Annotated in this window: 15 protein-coding genes; 4 read left to right on the plus strand and 11 right to left on the minus strand. The window is 67.0% G+C overall.

The window, feature by feature from the left end; translation table 11 throughout:
* Nucleotides 1–42: 42 nt before the first annotated feature.
* Nucleotides 43–1,323 carry a serine hydroxymethyltransferase gene (gene glyA, locus B4U45_RS07950; protein WP_122511814.1) on the minus strand — a complete coding sequence of 427 codons (1,281 nt, stop codon included), beginning with the start codon at nucleotides 1,321–1,323 and terminating at the stop codon, nucleotides 43–45.
* A gap of 302 nt (nucleotides 1,324–1,625) precedes the next feature.
* Between glyA and coaA the strand changes: the two genes are divergently transcribed.
* Nucleotides 1,626–2,564, plus strand: coding sequence for a type I pantothenate kinase (coaA, locus tag B4U45_RS07955; protein ID WP_075545021.1), 939 nt, complete (start codon nucleotides 1,626–1,628; stop codon nucleotides 2,562–2,564).
* Between the two features lie 173 nt (nucleotides 2,565–2,737).
* Here coaA and B4U45_RS07960 read toward each other — a convergent pair whose 3' ends face one another.
* The 4 genes from B4U45_RS07960 to B4U45_RS07975 all read right to left on the minus strand — a co-directional run bounded on the left by B4U45_RS07960 (nucleotide 2,738) and on the right by B4U45_RS07975 (nucleotide 6,666).
* Nucleotides 2,738–3,151 carry a hypothetical protein gene (locus B4U45_RS07960; RefSeq protein ID WP_075545748.1) on the minus strand — a complete coding sequence of 138 codons (414 nt, stop codon included), beginning with the start codon at nucleotides 3,149–3,151 and terminating at the stop codon, nucleotides 2,738–2,740.
* A gap of 115 nt (nucleotides 3,152–3,266) precedes the next feature.
* A complete protein-coding gene (locus B4U45_RS07965; protein WP_075545749.1) occupies nucleotides 3,267–4,352 on the minus strand; it encodes a methyltransferase in 1,086 nt (361 codons plus the stop codon).
* 78 nt (nucleotides 4,353–4,430) lie between these two features.
* Entirely contained in the window at nucleotides 4,431–5,801 is a 1,371-nt protein-coding gene (locus B4U45_RS07970) for a hypothetical protein (RefSeq protein ID WP_075545750.1), read from the minus strand.
* Nucleotides 5,802–5,877: 76 nt separating this feature from the next.
* Complete coding sequence (locus B4U45_RS07975) at nucleotides 5,878–6,666, minus strand: (2Z,6E)-farnesyl diphosphate synthase (protein ID WP_075545796.1); 789 nt, start codon at nucleotides 6,664–6,666, stop codon at nucleotides 5,878–5,880.
* 154 nt (nucleotides 6,667–6,820) lie between these two features.
* Here B4U45_RS07975 and trhA point away from each other — a divergent pair, with 154 nt between their 5' ends.
* Nucleotides 6,821–7,561, plus strand: a complete 741-nt coding sequence (trhA, locus tag B4U45_RS07980; protein WP_082275261.1) for a PAQR family membrane homeostasis protein TrhA — start codon at nucleotides 6,821–6,823, stop codon at nucleotides 7,559–7,561.
* Between the two features lie 32 nt (nucleotides 7,562–7,593).
* Here the strand turns inward: trhA and B4U45_RS07985 are convergent, their stop codons facing one another.
* From B4U45_RS07985 to mca, 4 genes are read right to left on the minus strand one after another with little or no spacing between them, the layout of a single operon-like run.
* Nucleotides 7,594–7,977 (minus strand): nuclear transport factor 2 family protein, encoded by a 384-nt coding sequence (locus tag B4U45_RS07985; RefSeq protein ID WP_075545751.1) that lies wholly within the window; start codon nucleotides 7,975–7,977, stop codon nucleotides 7,594–7,596.
* Nucleotides 7,978–7,990: 13 nt separating this feature from the next.
* The gene (locus B4U45_RS07990) at nucleotides 7,991–10,003 is read right to left on the minus strand and encodes a thioredoxin domain-containing protein (RefSeq protein ID WP_099184256.1); all 2,013 of its coding nucleotides are present in this window, start codon (nucleotides 10,001–10,003) and stop codon (nucleotides 7,991–7,993) included.
* Nucleotides 9,990–10,289, minus strand: a complete 300-nt coding sequence (locus B4U45_RS07995) for a hypothetical protein (RefSeq protein WP_075545753.1) — start codon at nucleotides 10,287–10,289, stop codon at nucleotides 9,990–9,992. Before B4U45_RS07995 ends, B4U45_RS07990 begins: the two co-directional genes overlap by 14 nt.
* Nucleotides 10,286–11,158, minus strand: coding sequence for a mycothiol conjugate amidase Mca (gene mca / locus B4U45_RS08000; protein ID WP_075545754.1), 873 nt, complete (start codon nucleotides 11,156–11,158; stop codon nucleotides 10,286–10,288). Before mca ends, B4U45_RS07995 begins: the two co-directional genes overlap by 4 nt.
* Before the next feature lie 135 nt (nucleotides 11,159–11,293).
* On the opposite strand from mca, the gene B4U45_RS08005 reads away from it, so the two are divergent.
* Both B4U45_RS08005 and greA read left to right on the plus strand, forming a co-directional pair.
* Nucleotides 11,294–11,728 (plus strand): DUF4307 domain-containing protein, encoded by a 435-nt coding sequence (locus tag B4U45_RS08005; RefSeq protein WP_075545755.1) that lies wholly within the window; start codon nucleotides 11,294–11,296, stop codon nucleotides 11,726–11,728.
* 226 nt (nucleotides 11,729–11,954) lie between these two features.
* Entirely contained in the window at nucleotides 11,955–12,449 is a 495-nt protein-coding gene (gene greA, locus B4U45_RS08010; protein ID WP_075545798.1) for a transcription elongation factor GreA, read from the plus strand.
* A 34-nt stretch (nucleotides 12,450–12,483) separates the two neighbouring features.
* On the opposite strand, the gene B4U45_RS08015 is transcribed toward greA, so the two are convergent.
* Together B4U45_RS08015 and B4U45_RS08020 are read right to left on the minus strand one after the other, a co-directional pair.
* A complete protein-coding gene (locus B4U45_RS08015; protein ID WP_075545756.1) occupies nucleotides 12,484–13,650 on the minus strand; it encodes a cystathionine gamma-synthase in 1,167 nt (388 codons plus the stop codon).
* An 82-nt stretch (nucleotides 13,651–13,732) separates the two neighbouring features.
* Nucleotides 13,733–14,449 (minus strand): RDD family protein, encoded by a 717-nt coding sequence (locus B4U45_RS08020; protein WP_099184257.1) that lies wholly within the window; start codon nucleotides 14,447–14,449, stop codon nucleotides 13,733–13,735.
* Nucleotides 14,450–14,532: the final 83 nt, after the last annotated feature.

Raw genomic sequence — 14,532 nt, forward strand, 5'->3', positions numbered from 1 at the left:
GGCTTACCCGCGTGATCGCGCTGACAACGGTTTCGCCGCAGGTTAGCGACCTGCCAGGCTCCAGTCCTCGAGGCCCTCGTAGAGCGGAAACTCCCTGGCCAGACGGGTCACCCGGGCGCGCAGCGCCGGGACATCGGCAGCGCTGCCGTCGGCCAGGGCGGTAGCGATCACGTCGGCGACTTCGCTGAATTCGGCGTCGGCGAACCCGCGGGTCGCGAGCGCGGGCGTTCCGATCCGCAGGCCCGAGGTCACCATGGGCGGGCGGGGGTCGTTGGGCACAGCGTTGCGGTTGACCGTAATTCCCACCTCGTGCAACAGATCCTCGGCGGCCTGGCCGTCCAGTGGAGAGTTGCGCAGGTCGACCAGCACCAGGTGGACATCGGTTCCGCCGCTGACGACCGCGACACCGGCCTTGGCGACATCGTCACCGAGCAGTCGTTCGGCGAGGATCCGGGCACCGGACAGGGTGCGCCGCTGGCGGTCGGCGAACTCGGTGGTGGCAGCGATCTTGAGGGCGACCGCCTTGCCCGCGATCACATGCATCAACGGTCCGCCCTGCTGGCCGGGGAACACCGCCGAATTGATCGCCTTGGCATACTCCTGCTTGCCCAGGATCATGCCGGAACGGCCGCCGCCGAGCGTCTTGTGCACCGTGGTGGAAACCACGTCGGCGTGCGGCACCGGCGAGGGATGCAATCCGGCGGCAACCAAACCGGCGAAATGCGCCATGTCCACCCACAACTTCGCGTCGACCTCGTCGGCGATGGCGCGAAACGCCGCGAAGTCGAGAATCCGGGGGTAGGCCGACCAGCCGGCGATGATCACCTCGGGGCGGAATTCCAGCGCCTTGGCACGCACCACGTCCATGTCGATCAGGTGCGTCGTGGGATCCACACCGTAGAACCCGTTCTCGTACAACTTGCCGGAGAAGTTCAGCCGCATGCCATGGGTCAGGTGGCCGCCGTTGGCGAGGTCCAGACCCAGCAGCCGCTCCCCCGGGGTCATCAGCGCATGCAGGACCGCGGCGTTGGCCTGGGCGCCCGAATGCGGCTGGACGTTGGCGAAATCAGCGCCAAACAGTGCCTTGGCCCGGTCCCGGGCGATGTTTTCCACCACGTCGACGTGCTCACAACCGCCGTAGTACCGCCGGCCCGGCAGCCCCTCCGCATACTTGTTGGTCAGCACGCTGCCCTGGGCCTGCAACACCGATCGCGGCACGAAATTCTCCGAGGCGATCATCTCCAAGGTGTCTCGTTGCCGGCCGAGTTCCTTGCCCAGCAGCTCTGCGATATCGGGGTCGACCTCGGCCAGCGGGGCGGACATGACCGAGCTGGTCTCGGAAGCCCTTACGTGGGCAGAAGTACGGGCGTCAGGTGCGGCAGTCACGCGCGCCAGTCTATCGAGGGCGCCGCTTCGCGGCTGATCGTGTTCGGCGCACCCGATCCCGTGGTCGCCCGCGGCTACCGGAGGTCTCACCCCCGTCAGGCAGGAAACCGGGTACCCGTCGGCGACCCTGTCCGCCGGGTCCGGTCGTCGCTGATAGCCCGGCGCTTCACCGTGGCCTTGCCACGCGCTTTACCCGGCCCAGCCGTCAGACCCGCGTCGATCCCTGCAAGACTGACACCATGCCACGGCTTAGCGAGCCGAGCCCGTATGTCGAGTTCGACCGAAAGCAATGGCGCGCGCTTCGTATGTCGACCCCACTGGCCCTCACCGAAGAGGAATTGGTCGGCCTGCGTGGTCTGGGTGAGCAGATCGACCTGTTGGAAGTCGAAGAGGTGTATCTGCCGCTGGCCCGGCTCATCCATCTTCAGGTCGCCGCCCGTCAGCGGTTGTTCGCCGCCACCGCCGAATTCCTCGGCGAGCCGCAACAAAACCCGGACCGGCCGGTGCCGTTCATCATCGGTGTGGCCGGCAGCGTGGCCGTCGGCAAGTCGACCACCGCACGAGTGCTACAGGCGCTGCTTGCCCGCTGGGACCATCATCCGCGGGTGGACTTGGTGACCACCGACGGCTTTCTCTACCCCAACGCCGAGCTGGAGCGGCGAAGCCTCATGCACCGCAAGGGTTTTCCGGAGAGCTATAACCGCCGGGCGCTGATGCGGTTCGTGACCTCGGTGAAGTCGGGCTCGGAATATGCGTGTGCGCCCGTGTATTCACATCTGCACTACGACATCATTCCGGGGGCCAAACACGTGGTCCGCCATCCGGATATCCTAATCTTGGAGGGGCTCAACGTCTTACAGACCGGACCGACCCTGATGGTCTCGGACCTGTTCGACTTCTCCCTCTACGTCGACGCGCGCATCGAGGACATCGAGCAGTGGTACGTGTCGCGGTTCTTGGCCATGCGCAGCACGGCCTTCGCCAACCCGGAGTCACACTTTCACCACTATTCGGCATTGTCCGACCCGCAGGCCGTGGTCGCCGCCCGCGAGATCTGGCGGTCGATCAACCGGCCCAACCTCGTCGAGAACATCCTGCCGACCCGGCCGCGGGCCACCCTGGTGCTGCGCAAAGACGCCGACCACTCGATCAACCGGCTGCGGCTGCGCAAGCTGTAGTAGGCCCGCCTCGAGCCGGTGCCGACTCAGACCGGCGATGGGCCGCAAAATCCGTGCTTGCCGAACAACAGCCCGCCCGCGACGTTTTCCGCTTGTGCCGAAAGCGCGGCCGGAATGGGCTGACGCGGGGCGTCCACGGCATAGAGCGGCACCCCGCGTCAGCGGCACGGTGGCTAGGCGGCCAGTCGGCGCACCCCCAGGTACTGCAGACCGGCGAACAACGCCGTGTATCCGCCGCTGGCCAGGGTCGCGGCCACGCCAACGGCGGTCATGGGCACCAGCTCGGCAGCCACGACTGCGGCCAGGGTGTAGACGACGTTGCTCACGATGACGCCGATGCCGGCCCGGCGCAGGTTCGGCAGCGCGGCAAGTCCGAACACCACCAGGCCGTAGAGCACGAAGAAAGCGCCCATGCTGTACTCCTGGCCGGACGTCAGGCCGGTCATCTGCGAAATCGGGTCGGCGGCGACGGCGACGGCCAAACCCGCCAGTCCCGTCAAGGTGGCATCGGCGCGCATCGCGAACCGCAGCAGCGAGTCCGTCGAGTCGTACAGAGGCCGGATTGTCGGATCGGAAAGAGCGGTCATGCTATTACCCCTTGGCTGTGTGGAAGGCGGTTGGTCGAACAGGTTTCACCGTGCCGCCCGAGCACTGCCAGATCGACGCATGGCACTGCCAGCTACTGCCATCGACGGGCCAAGGTCACACCGCGATGCCCTCGACCAGGCTGTATGGCGAGGCGGTTGCCACCACCCGGGTCATGCGAAAGCCCGCGCGCCCGAGGAGTCGGCCGTACTCGTCGGCGGTGCGTTCGCGCGCGTCCGCGAGCAGCAGCATCTCCAGGTCGACCCATTTGCCCATGAATTCCCGATCGTGCGGCGGAATCACCTGCTCGATGAGCAAGACCTTCGTGCCCGCTGCCGCCGCGGCACGGACGTTGCGAAGGATTCGCACCGCGTCGTCGTCGGGCCAATCGTGGATGATGTGCTTGAGGACGTAGGCGTCGCCGCCGGTCGGTATCTCGCCGAAGAACGAACCAGCTTCGATCCGAACCCGGTCAGCGACCCGGTGTTCGGAAAGCAGGTCGGGGGCTCCGGCAACCACATGACCAAGGTCGAACAGGATGCCACGCGCCTGCGGCGCCGACCTCAGGATCGCGGCCAACAGCCGGCCATGTCCGCCGCCGACGTCGACGACGGTGCCGCAGTCGCTGAAGTCGTAGGCGGCGACCACCGGCGCGATCGACAGTTCCGACGAGCTTGTCATGGCCTGGTTGAAGATTTCGTTGAGCGCCGGTTCGCCGGCGAGATAGTCGAAGAACGGCTTGCCGCGCAATGCCGGGACGATGGTGTGACCGCTGCGCACCGCATCCGTCAGCCGGCTCCAGTGCTCTCGATGAGCAGGAGCCCCGACAAATCGAGCCATCCCTGCCAACGACACGTCGGCATCGCTGCGAAGAGCCTCGGCCAGCGGGGTCAAGGCGTAGCGGCCGTCGCGGCACCGCCGAAAGACGCCGCGTCCGATCAGGGCTCGCAGTAACCGGCTGACGGCGTCGGCGTCGGCGCCGACGGCTGCCGCGAGTTCCTCGGCGGTCATCGGCCCCTTGGCGAGCGCGTCAGCGATACCGAGGTCCGCGGCGACGGCGATCGCCTGTGCCGCCCACGCCTGCAGGATCATTTCCATCAGCGCAACCGGTGCCGGAACCAGCCCACGATGCAGTCGACCGAGATGATGCCGCACCGACTCGACGATCCGCGCGACCCTGGCCGGCGGAAGCTTTGCTGCCATGACTAACCCTTTTCGCCCTGCCCAACAAGGAATTCGACGCTCAAGACGCTGAGGATGGTACGCCGGCCGGCGCCCGGGCTAATCGCTGGGAACGGTGATCCGCCCGCGCAGATCGGCGGCGATCAGCCGAGCCGCGGCGTTCTGCCAGTTGTGCAGTGAGCGCTGCGGCACCTCGGTGACCAGCCACTGCCAGGCTTGGCGGGCGGTCGCGTCCAAACCGGCAGCGGTGGCGTTTTGCGCGTAGGCGCGCACGCCCACGACGTAGGGGAAATACAGCGAGTTGTAGTAACGCCAATGTTCGGTGGTTCCGAAATCGCCGGCGCCGCGCGGCTTGAGCCGGGCAATGCCGTCAGCCAGCACCGCCTTGAGTTCGTTGGCCCGCTCCAAAGGATGATCGGGTGCCCCGCGTGCGGCCAACCGCTCATCGATCACCGGCAACGCGGTCAGCGGGCTGGCGACAAGTTTGGTCAGATCGCCGTAGTGGCCCAACGCCCGGCGGGTGAGCCGGACGAAGGTGTCGTCGTCCATGTCGGCGAGGGGGTTCACCGACCGCAGCGGCAAACCCGCCCCGGTATGCCGCAGCGCGGCCCGGTCGGCGCGCAGCGCGGGCGACCGGGAAAACGCCAGCCGGTCCAGCAGCCCGGCCAGCGGATCGGCCAGCACCTGCACGATGATCGCGATCGCCAGGCTGGTGAAAAGCAGCACCGTCAGCGCGGTCTGCGCCGTCGGTTCAGTGCGGGTCACCGCCAATCCGATCAGCGCCTGACCGCCGAACAACACCGCCACCGCCAGTGTTCCGAAGAACGAGCGCAGCATGTCTGCCCGCAACGCCTGGCCCTCGTCGAAGGCGTCCCACAGGGCAACCGCCACCCCGAGCGCCAAGACGTCGAAACCCGTCGACGCCAGAGCCAGCCAGCTGGGCACCAGGCCCAGTGGAATGACCAGGACGGCATTGGCCAGCGCGAAGAACAGGGTTGCCACGATCACCACGCCAACGACGGGCGTCGGCTGCGCGGGCCGCAGCACCGCGACCGCCATCGCGCCGAGGGTGGACGCGGATATCACCGCCAACATCATCAGGTGGCCGGCCCGCAGTGGGCCGGTGACGCCGCCCGCCATCGTCGCACCGAACAGGGTCAGCGCCGCGACACCACCGATGAGCATGACCTCGCGGGTGCGGGCCCGCCAGCTGTCGCACGGCCGGGCCAGCTCAAGGAGCACCGCCAACCACGCGACGCCGGGGACGGCAACAAGGTAGATCTCCAGTCGGCTCAGCAGCGCGGCGTGCCCGACGCTGGTCGTGCGCACCGCATCCAAGGCCACCACCAGCGCGAAACCGCACAGTCCGGTCGCTGCCAACACCAGCACCGGCTTGCGCGGATCACGGGCCAAAAGATACAGCCCCAGCCACAGACTCAGTGTGAACACCGCCGCCGACAGCGCAGCCATGCATCCAGTTTGGCACGGGGTCCGATGCGTGCCGACCCGCTACGCCCGGCTTCGCCGCGCTTGCGATCGGCACGGGTTACTTGCCGTACCGCCGATGGCGCTGGCTGTAATCGCGCAGCGCGCGCAGAAAATCGACTCGGCGGAACGCGGGCCAGTGTGCTTCGGTGAACCACATCTCCGAATAGGCGCTTTGCCACAGCAGAAAACCAGACAGGCGTTGCTCGCCCGAGGTGCGAATCACCAAATCCGGGTCGGGTTGGCCCGAGGTGTAGAGATTTTCGGAAATGCCGTCTTCGGTCACCGCCTCGACCAGCTCCTCGGCGCTGGCGCCGTTGGCCAATTCTTTGCTCAACAACGCCCGAACCGCGTCGACGATCTCCCGGCGCCCGCCGTAGCCTACCGCGACGTTGACATGGAACGACGCCGTCTCGGGGGTCGATTCCACCGCATCACGCACCCGACGGGCCGGCTCCTCGCCGATCAGCCCCAGATCCCCGACGGTACGCACACTCCAGCGGTTGGCCGGGGCGCAGATCTCTTCGACAACGTCGGTGATGATCTCGATGAGTCCGGCAAGCTCGTCGGGATCACGCTGCAGGTTCTCGGTGGAAAGCAGGTAGACGGTGGTCATCTCGATGCCGGCGTCCTGGCACCACCGCAGCATCTCGGCAATCTTGGCGGCACCCATCCGGTAGCCGTAGCTGACGTCCTCGTAACCCGCGCTGCGCGCCCAGCGGCGGTTGCCGTCGCACAGCACCGCGATGTGTCTCGGCAATTCGGATCGAGTGGCGGCCAGACCCTGCCGCAACCGAAGCTCGTAAATCCGATACAACGGCTCTTTGAGCCGCGGCGGGATGATCTCCACGAGAATCCAGACTACTGTGATGTACACCAGATTCCGGCCTTGATCCGGCCAAAATCACCGCACGCGCGCCCACGTCGTAACGGTCTGCGACGACCGACCCGACTAGGGTGATTGTGACCGTTACCGGCAATAACACCACGGGGAGATGGGAGACATGAGCAGCCAGGCCAGCACGGCTACCGCCGCAGCACCCGAATCACACGGGCTGACACCGTCCAATGCTGCCCACCACATCGTCGAAGGCGTTACCCGGGCCCTGACCAAACCCCGCTTCCGGGGCTGGATCCACGTCTACTCGGCCGGCGCCGCCGTATTCGCCGGGGCGTCGCTGGTCGCGGTTTCGTGGGCCGTCAGTTCCACCAAGGCCGGGCTGGCCACGTTGGCCTACATCATGGCCACCGTGGTGATGTTCACCGTCAGCGCCACCTATCACCGAGTTAACTGGGAATCCCCGTCGGCCCGCGCCTGGATGAAGCGCGCCGATCATTCGATGATCTTCGTGTTCATCGCGGGCAGCTACACGCCGTTTGCGCTGTTGGCCCTGCCGGGCCACGCCGGACGAGTGGTGTTGTCGATCGTGTGGGGTGGTGCGATCGCCGGGGTGCTGCTGAAGATGTTCTGGCCGACCGCGCCGCGCTGGGTGGGCGTGCCCCTCTATCTCCTGCTGGGCTGGGTGGCCGTCTGGTACACCGCGACGATCCTGCACAACGCGGGGGTGACGGCGCTGGTGTTGCTGTTCGTCGGTGGCGCGTTGTACAGCGTCGGCGGCATTCTCTACGCGGTACGGTGGCCAGATCCGTGGCCATCGACGTTCGGCTATCACGAGTTCTTCCACGCCTGCACCGCGGTCGCGGCGATCTGCCATTACATCGCGATGTGGTTTGTGGTGTTCTAGCCGCCCGCGCCGCGGCCGGGATCGTCGGCAGGCTAAAACCGGGTGACGTCGTCGGCCGACCAGTACGCCTTCATCGCGGTGACCTTTCCGCGGTCGTCGAAAACCATCACCTCGATGGGCTCCACCCGCATTGCGTTGTCGCCCGCCGTCACGGTCAGCCGAAACTGGAACGCCGCCTCGTTGCCGGAAACCCGCAGCGACACCAACTCACAGACCCGCTCGAGCCCGGCAATCGCCGAGTAGAAGCCGCGGATTGCCTGCGTGCCGATATGCACCTCCCCACCGACGGGATCCTCGAGAGTGGCGTCGGCGGCGTAGAAGCTGACCAAGTCCTCGACGCCGCCGTCGTTGAGCACCGCGATGTAACGGTGGACGGTGTCAGCGATCGCCCGGGCTCTGTCGGTGCGGTCCGGCATGGGGGGCACGCTACTATCCCGGCGGTTGCAGAGCGGCGACGAGTTCGTCTGAACTCGTCACCGGCAGGTCACAGACTCGTCCCCGGCACACGTAGGCCGCGTCGGCACCTCCCACCCGGTCCCGGTCGATCAGCAGCGCCGACGAGCCCACCGGGCCACCGATGACGATCGCCCCTCCCGGCGCGAGCCGGCGAGCGGTGGCCAACAACGGTGACTGCGGATCGGCACACGCGACAGCGATCTGCAGTGGCCCGCGTATCGCCGCCTCGGCGACCGAGAGCCAGTGACCCGCCGACCGTGGCGCCCGGGCCAGCAATACCGCATGTTCGCGCAGCGTGTCCGTGGCCGCCTGCAGATACCGCTGGGCGCGGCCAGGCTCGACCAAGTGCGCGGCGGTCAGCAACGCCTCGGCGATCGACGACGCGCCGGACGGTGTCGCCCCGTCCAGCGGGTCGGCGGGCCGCAACATCAGCTGCTCGGCATCGTCGGCGGTGTCGAACCACCGACCCGGATGCAGCGGGTCGGCAAAATGCTGCAACGCCGTATCGAGCAAGCCGCTAGCCGCCGTTAGCCAGGCCGCATCGGAGGTCAGCTGGTACAGCGCCAGCAGACCGGTGGCCAGCATCGCGTGGTCCTCCAAGATGGCGGCGCTGTCGCCCACCACCCCGCCCAGGCTGGCACGCCGCAACCGGCCGTCGACGACGTGCAAGTCCAGCAGCGCGGCCGCGCAGCGCTGCGCGGCTTGCACCAGTCGTGGCTCCGGCAATGCCACGCCGGCCTCGGCCAGCGCGGTAATTGCCAGCCCGTTCCAGGAGGTGACGACCTTGTCGTCGCGCCCCGGCTGGACACGGGTGAGCCGGGCCGCCAACAACGCGCCCTTGATCCGCTCGAAACGCTGCGGGTCGCCGGGGTCCCTGAGTAGCTGCAGCACCGAGGCCCCATGTTCGAAGGTGCCGGACCGGGTGACCTCGAAAACCTCTGCGGCCCAACGCCCGTCATCGGCACCGAGCACCTCGGTCAGCTCCGCGGGGGTCCATACGTACGTCGAGCCCTCGCGGCCGTCGGCGTCGGCGTCCAGCGATGACGTGAACATGTCACCGTCGGCCAGCTCGTCGAGCAAGAACCGCGCGGTCTCGGCGGTGATTCGGCGGGCCAGCGGATCCCCGGTACGCCGGGCCCAGTGTGCGTAGGCGCGCAGCAGCAGCGCGTTGTCGTACAGCATCTTCTCGAAATGCGGTACCACCCAAGCGTTGTCGACGCTGTATCGGGCGAAGCCGCCGGCGAGTTGGTCGTAGATGCCGCCCCGGGCCATCGCGGTGCCGGTGCGCGACACCGCCTGCAGCGCTTCCAAGGAACCGGTGCGCTCGTAGTGTCGTAGCAGCCCTTCGAGCAACGCCGACGGCGGGAATTTCGGTGCCCTGCCCCAGCCGCCGTGAGCCGTGTCCTGGTCACCCAGCACCACCGCGACGGCGTGATCGCACAACTGCGGCGCAACGTCCGGCCCGCCGCCGGGCAGGCCGGACGCCATCGAGCGCAGCTCGCCGGCGATATGGTCCGAGGCCTGCTCGACCTCGTCGCGGCGCTGCTCCCAGGTCTCGGATATAGCCGAAAGCAGTTGCAGGAAAGCATCTTTCGGGTAGTAGGTGCCGCAAAAAAATGGTCGGCCGTCGGGGGTGAGGAAACAGGTCATCGGCCAGCCGCCCTGCCCGGTCAGCGCGACGGTGGCGTTCATGTAGACCGCGTCGATGTCCGGTCGTTCCTCGCGATCGACCTTGATGCAGACGAATCCGGCGTTCATCGCGGCGGCCACCTCGTCGTCGGCGAAGGATTCGTGAGCCATGACGTGACACCAGTGGCAGGCGGCGTAACCCACCGATAGCAGGATCGGCACGTCGCGCGCGGCCGCCTCGGCCAGGGCCTGCGGCGTCCATTGCTGCCAGTGCACCGGGTTGTCGGCGTGCTGCCGCAGGTACGGGCTGGTGGCCGCCGCCAGGGTATTGGCTCCGGTCGGATCAGCCGGGGTCATCGGCGGGTCCCGGTGGTCGCGCGGATCCCTTACCGTCGGTACCGGGCGGCTCGTCGGGAGTGACCGGGTCGGTGCCTTCGTCGGCGGCCTGGTCGGGCTCGGGGTGCTGGCGGTCGAACGATTCGGGAACCTTTTTCAGTTGCCGGTTCATCGATCGCACCAGGAACAGCGTGGCGACCACGAGCAGCACGATGACCAGCAGCCCCACCGGACTGGCCTTACCGAAATCGGGGCCGTGGTTGCGGGGGGCATCGTCTGCAATCACGCTGAGCAAAACGCCGTTCACTGGTCCGGCTCGATCCCGGCGAACAACTCCGTCTCCGGCAGGCGGACGGGAACGCGCGAGCGCGCCAATTCGAATTCCTCGGTCGGCCATAGCTCCTGCTGCCAGGACAGCGGAGCGGCGAAGAACTCGGCGTTCGGGTCGATCTGGGTGGCGTGTGCGCGCAGCGCGTCGTCACGCTGCGCGAAGTACTTCGAGCATTCCACGCGCGTCGTCACCCGGTTGGCAAAGGGATCGTGGTCGGGATGCCAGTGCTCGAGCCACTTCGCGAACGGACCCTCCTGGCCGCGCTTGATGAACTCCTCCTGCAATATGCGCATCCGCTCCCGCAAAAAGCCGTGGATGTAGTACAGCTTGGACACCGTCCACGGCTCACCGGCATCCGGGAATCGACGGTAGTCGCCGGCCGCCTCGTAGGCGCCGATCGAGACCTGATGGCAACGAATGTGATCCGGATGCGGGTACCCGCCGTTCTCGTCGTAGGTGGTGATCACGTGCGGCCGGAAGTCTCGAACCACCCGCACCAGCGCCTCGATCGACTCCTCCAGCGGGACCAGCGCAAAGCAGCCTTCGGGCAGCGGTGGTGGCGGGTCGCCCTTGGGAAGTCCGGAGTCGACGAAGCCCAGCCAGGTGTGCTCCACACCGAGGATCTCGGCAGCCTTGGCCATCTCGTCGCGGCGGATCTCCGAGATGTGGCCATGCACGTCGGGCAGGTCCATCGCCGGGTTGAGAATTTCGCCGCGCTCGCCGCCGGTCAAGGTCACCACCAACACCCGATGACCCTCGTCGGCGTAGCGGGCCAGGGTGGCCGCACCCTTACTGGACTCGTCGTCGGGGTGGGCGTGCACCGCCATCAACCGCAGTTCGCTCACGTGCTCCCTAGTTCCTGTGCCGGCCGGCCGCTCTGCTGCTCGCCCGGTTGCGACCCTATAATTCCAGTTCTCGATCGTCCCATCCTCCTCGGCCGCACCCCGGACTCCGCCAACCATCCAGGCAACCATCCAGGTATGAAACCAGTACCCGTTTCCCGTCCCGAAGCCCGCTACGGTCGATCGCGGCTGTCCAGCCGGTCGCGGCGGCGCCTGGCCACCACCTTGTCGGTGGCGGCCGTGGCGGCCGGATTGGCCGTGGCCTTCATCGCCTACCAACGGATCGGCACCAGTGACGTCACCGGCTCGCTGGCCGCCTATCGGGTGATCGACAACGAAACGGCGTCGGTGACGATCAGCGTGACCCGCAAAGACCCGTCACGACCCGTGGACTGCATTGTCCGGGTTCGCGCCCACGACGGCAGCGAGACGGGTCGACGCGAAGTGCTGGTGGCACCGTCGGATCAAAACACCGTGCAGGTGACGACGACGCTGAAATCGAGCAAGCCGCCGGTGATGGCGGACATATATGGTTGCGGCACAGACGTGCCCGCATATCTGCGCTCGTCTTGAGGCACATCTTCCGGCTCTTCGTGAGCCCAACTGCGCAGATGCCGTCACCGAGTGTTTGCGCAGTGGTAACATTGCTGGATGCACGGTCCTGCTTTGGACCGTGTATTGCTGCATTAACGGCCGTGAGCAAAACGGCGTGACAGCAACGGGGCGGGAACCCGCACACCGACAGCGGGATCAGCACCTTATGCGAATACGCATAAGAGAACACAAGGAGCGCGACGAGATGACGGATACTCAGGTGACCTGGTTGACCCAGGAGTCACATGACCGACTCAAGGCCGAGCTCGAACAATTGATCGCGAATCGTCCGATCATCGCCGCCGAAATCAACGACCGCCGTGAGGAAGGTGACCTGCGCGAAAACGGCGGCTACCACGCCGCTCGCGAGGAACAAGGCCAGCAGGAAGCTCGCATCCGTCAGCTACAGGACCTGCTCAGCAATGCCAAGGTCGGCGAAGCGCCCACGCAGTCGGGGGTGGCCCTGCCCGGGTCGGTCGTCAAGGTCTACTACAACGGCGACGAGTCCGACACCGAAACGTTCCTGATCGCCACCCGCCAAGAGGGCGTCAACGACGGCAAGCTCGAGGTCTACTCGCCGAATTCACCGCTGGGCGGCGCGCTGATCGACGCCAAGGTCGGTGAGACCCGCAGCTACAAGGTGCCCAACGGCAACACCGTCGAGGTCACCCTGGTCAGCGCCGAGCCCTATCACTCGTAATCGCGCCCGAACATCCGGTCAGCCGTCGGTGCGCCTAGCCGAGCGCCTGCTCTAGATCGCCGAGCAGATCGTCGATGTCCTCGATGCCGACCGAAAGCCGCACCAGATCGTCGGGAACCTCGAGCTGCGAACCAGCCGTCGACGCATGGGTCATGGCGGCGGGATACTCGATCAGCGACTCCACCCCGCCCAGCGATTCGGCCAGGATGAAGACCTCGGTGTTGGCGCATAGATTCCGGGCGGCTTCCCGCCCCGCTTTCATGCGCACCGAGACCATGCCACCGAAGCCGCGCATTTGCCGCGCGGCGACGTCATGCCCGGGGTGGTCCGGGAGCCCCGGGTACAGCACACTGCCGACCGCGGGATGCGCGGCGAGGAATTGGGCTACGGCACCAGCATTTTCGCTGTGCCGTTGCATCCGCAGCACCAAGGTCTTCAGCCCGCGCATGGTCAGATAGGCGTCGAACGGACCCGGCACGGCTCCCGCCCCGTTCTGCAAGAAGCCGAACGCTTGGTCCAGCTCCTCGTCGTTGGTGACCAGGGCACCGCCCACGACGTCGGAGTGCCCGCCGATGTACTTGGTGGTCGAGTGCAACACCACGTCGGCGCCCAGCGTCAACGGCTGCTGCAGCGCCGGCGATGCAAACGTGTTGTCCACCAAAACTTTTGCGGAGCTTTCCGCGCCCAGCTGGACGATCCCGCCGATGTCGGCGATCGACAGCAACGGGTTGGTCGGTGTTTCCACCCAGATCAGCCGGGTGCGCGGGGTGATCGCAGCGCGCACCGCATCCAGATCGGAAAGCGCCACCGGCGTGTACTCGACGTTCCACCGGGTGAACACCTTGTCGATCAGCCGGAAGGTGCCGCCGTACGCGTCGTCGGGGATGACCACGTGGTCCCCGGGTGACAGCATGGCCCGCAGCGCACAATCGGCGGCCGCCATCCCGGAGCCGAACGCCCGGCAGTGCCCGCCCTCCTCGACGGCGGCCAGCGACGCCTCCAAGGCGGCCCGCGTCGGGTTGCCGGTGCGAGCGTATTCGTAGCCGCCGCGCAGTCCGCCGACACCGTCCTGGGCGAACGTACTGCTGGCATAGATCGGAGCGTTGACGGCTCCGGTTGCCGGATCGGGCGGGTAGCCGGCGTGGATGGCTTTGGTGGCTAGCCCGCTGAACCGGTGATGCCGCCGGTGGTCGTCATTCATCGGTGGCCAGCCTAATAGCAAGGCGCTACCCCGGGCCGTGGTGTCACGACCGGGATAGCGCCTTGCCGAGTCGCTGCCGGGGTCAGACCGGCAGGCAGACCGTGGTCATGATCTTGTCAGCCAGCGTCTGTCGCTTGGCGTCCCACAACGGGAACAGGAAGCCGACGTAGCAGATGATCGCGTCGACAAAGTGTGCGAGCTGGCGTACCAGCGACATCCCGAAGCCCAACGGCTGCCCGGTGGTTTCGCTGACCACCTTGAACTTCAGCACCGACTTGCCGATGCTCGACCCGGTGGTGCCTTGGCGGTAGCCGTAGTTCCACACCCAGTAGGCCAGTATCGCCAGCGACGCCAGCCCTTGCGCCAGCACACCGATGATCGAGTCCTGCGCATAGCAGTACTGGCTCACGTCGTACTGATTGACGCTGGTGACGCACGACGACTGCTGGGTCACCATTGCGATCACCCAGCCGATGCCGTAGACGACGACAATCGGAGCGGTGTCGATGAGGAACGCCAGTACGCGGGTGATCCACGGGGTGTAGGACTCCGTCGGCTGGGAGCGGATCGCCGGCCCGGGCGGCGGCGGCGCGTAGCCGGCGGCCGACGGAGGCGGCGGTGGCGGATAGCCGCCCTCGGGAGGGGGTGGCGGCGGATAAGACCCGCCAGGCGGAGGCGGCGGCGGGTAGGAGCCGCCGCTCGGCTGCGAAGGCTGGGACGGTGGCTCAAACCCGCCGGAAGAGCCGGGAGGCGGTGGCGGTGGGGGGTAAGACCCGCCGGGGGGCGGCTGATCGGTCATGGGAGCAACCTTCCACTCAGGGTTCGCTTGAGGCGGCCTTACAGTACCTGAGGTCGGATGCCGTTGGGAGGCTGGGCGAAAGC

The organism is Mycobacterium persicum (genome assembly GCF_002086915.1).
In the GTDB taxonomy this organism is placed as follows: Bacteria; Actinomycetota; Actinomycetes; order Mycobacteriales; family Mycobacteriaceae; genus Mycobacterium; species Mycobacterium persicum.

Coding starts and splice junctions, on each gene's coding strand:
- trhA (WP_082275261.1), top strand. CDS start 6,821: ATGAGCAGCCAGGCCAGCACGGCTACCGCCGCAGCACCCGAATCACAC.
- B4U45_RS07990 (WP_099184256.1), bottom strand. CDS start 10,003: ATGACCCCGGCTGATCCGACCGGAGCCAATACCCTGGCGGCGGCCACC.
- B4U45_RS07965 (WP_075545749.1), bottom strand. CDS start 4,352: ATGGCAGCAAAGCTTCCGCCGGCCAGGGTCGCGCGGATCGTCGAGTCG.
- glyA (WP_122511814.1), bottom strand. CDS start 1,323: ATGTCCGCCCCGCTGGCCGAGGTCGACCCCGATATCGCAGAGCTGCTG.
- B4U45_RS07985 (WP_075545751.1), bottom strand. CDS start 7,977: ATGCCGGACCGCACCGACAGAGCCCGGGCGATCGCTGACACCGTCCAC.
- coaA (WP_075545021.1), top strand. CDS start 1,626: ATGCCACGGCTTAGCGAGCCGAGCCCGTATGTCGAGTTCGACCGAAAG.
- B4U45_RS07970 (WP_075545750.1), bottom strand. CDS start 5,801: ATGGCTGCGCTGTCGGCGGCGGTGTTCACACTGAGTCTGTGGCTGGGG.
- B4U45_RS07960 (WP_075545748.1), bottom strand. CDS start 3,151: ATGACCGCTCTTTCCGATCCGACAATCCGGCCTCTGTACGACTCGACG.
- B4U45_RS08005 (WP_075545755.1), top strand. CDS start 11,294: ATGAAACCAGTACCCGTTTCCCGTCCCGAAGCCCGCTACGGTCGATCG.
- B4U45_RS08015 (WP_075545756.1), bottom strand. CDS start 13,650: ATGAATGACGACCACCGGCGGCATCACCGGTTCAGCGGGCTAGCCACC.
- B4U45_RS08020 (WP_099184257.1), bottom strand. CDS start 14,449: ATGACCGATCAGCCGCCCCCCGGCGGGTCTTACCCCCCACCGCCACCG.
- greA (WP_075545798.1), top strand. CDS start 11,955: ATGACGGATACTCAGGTGACCTGGTTGACCCAGGAGTCACATGACCGA.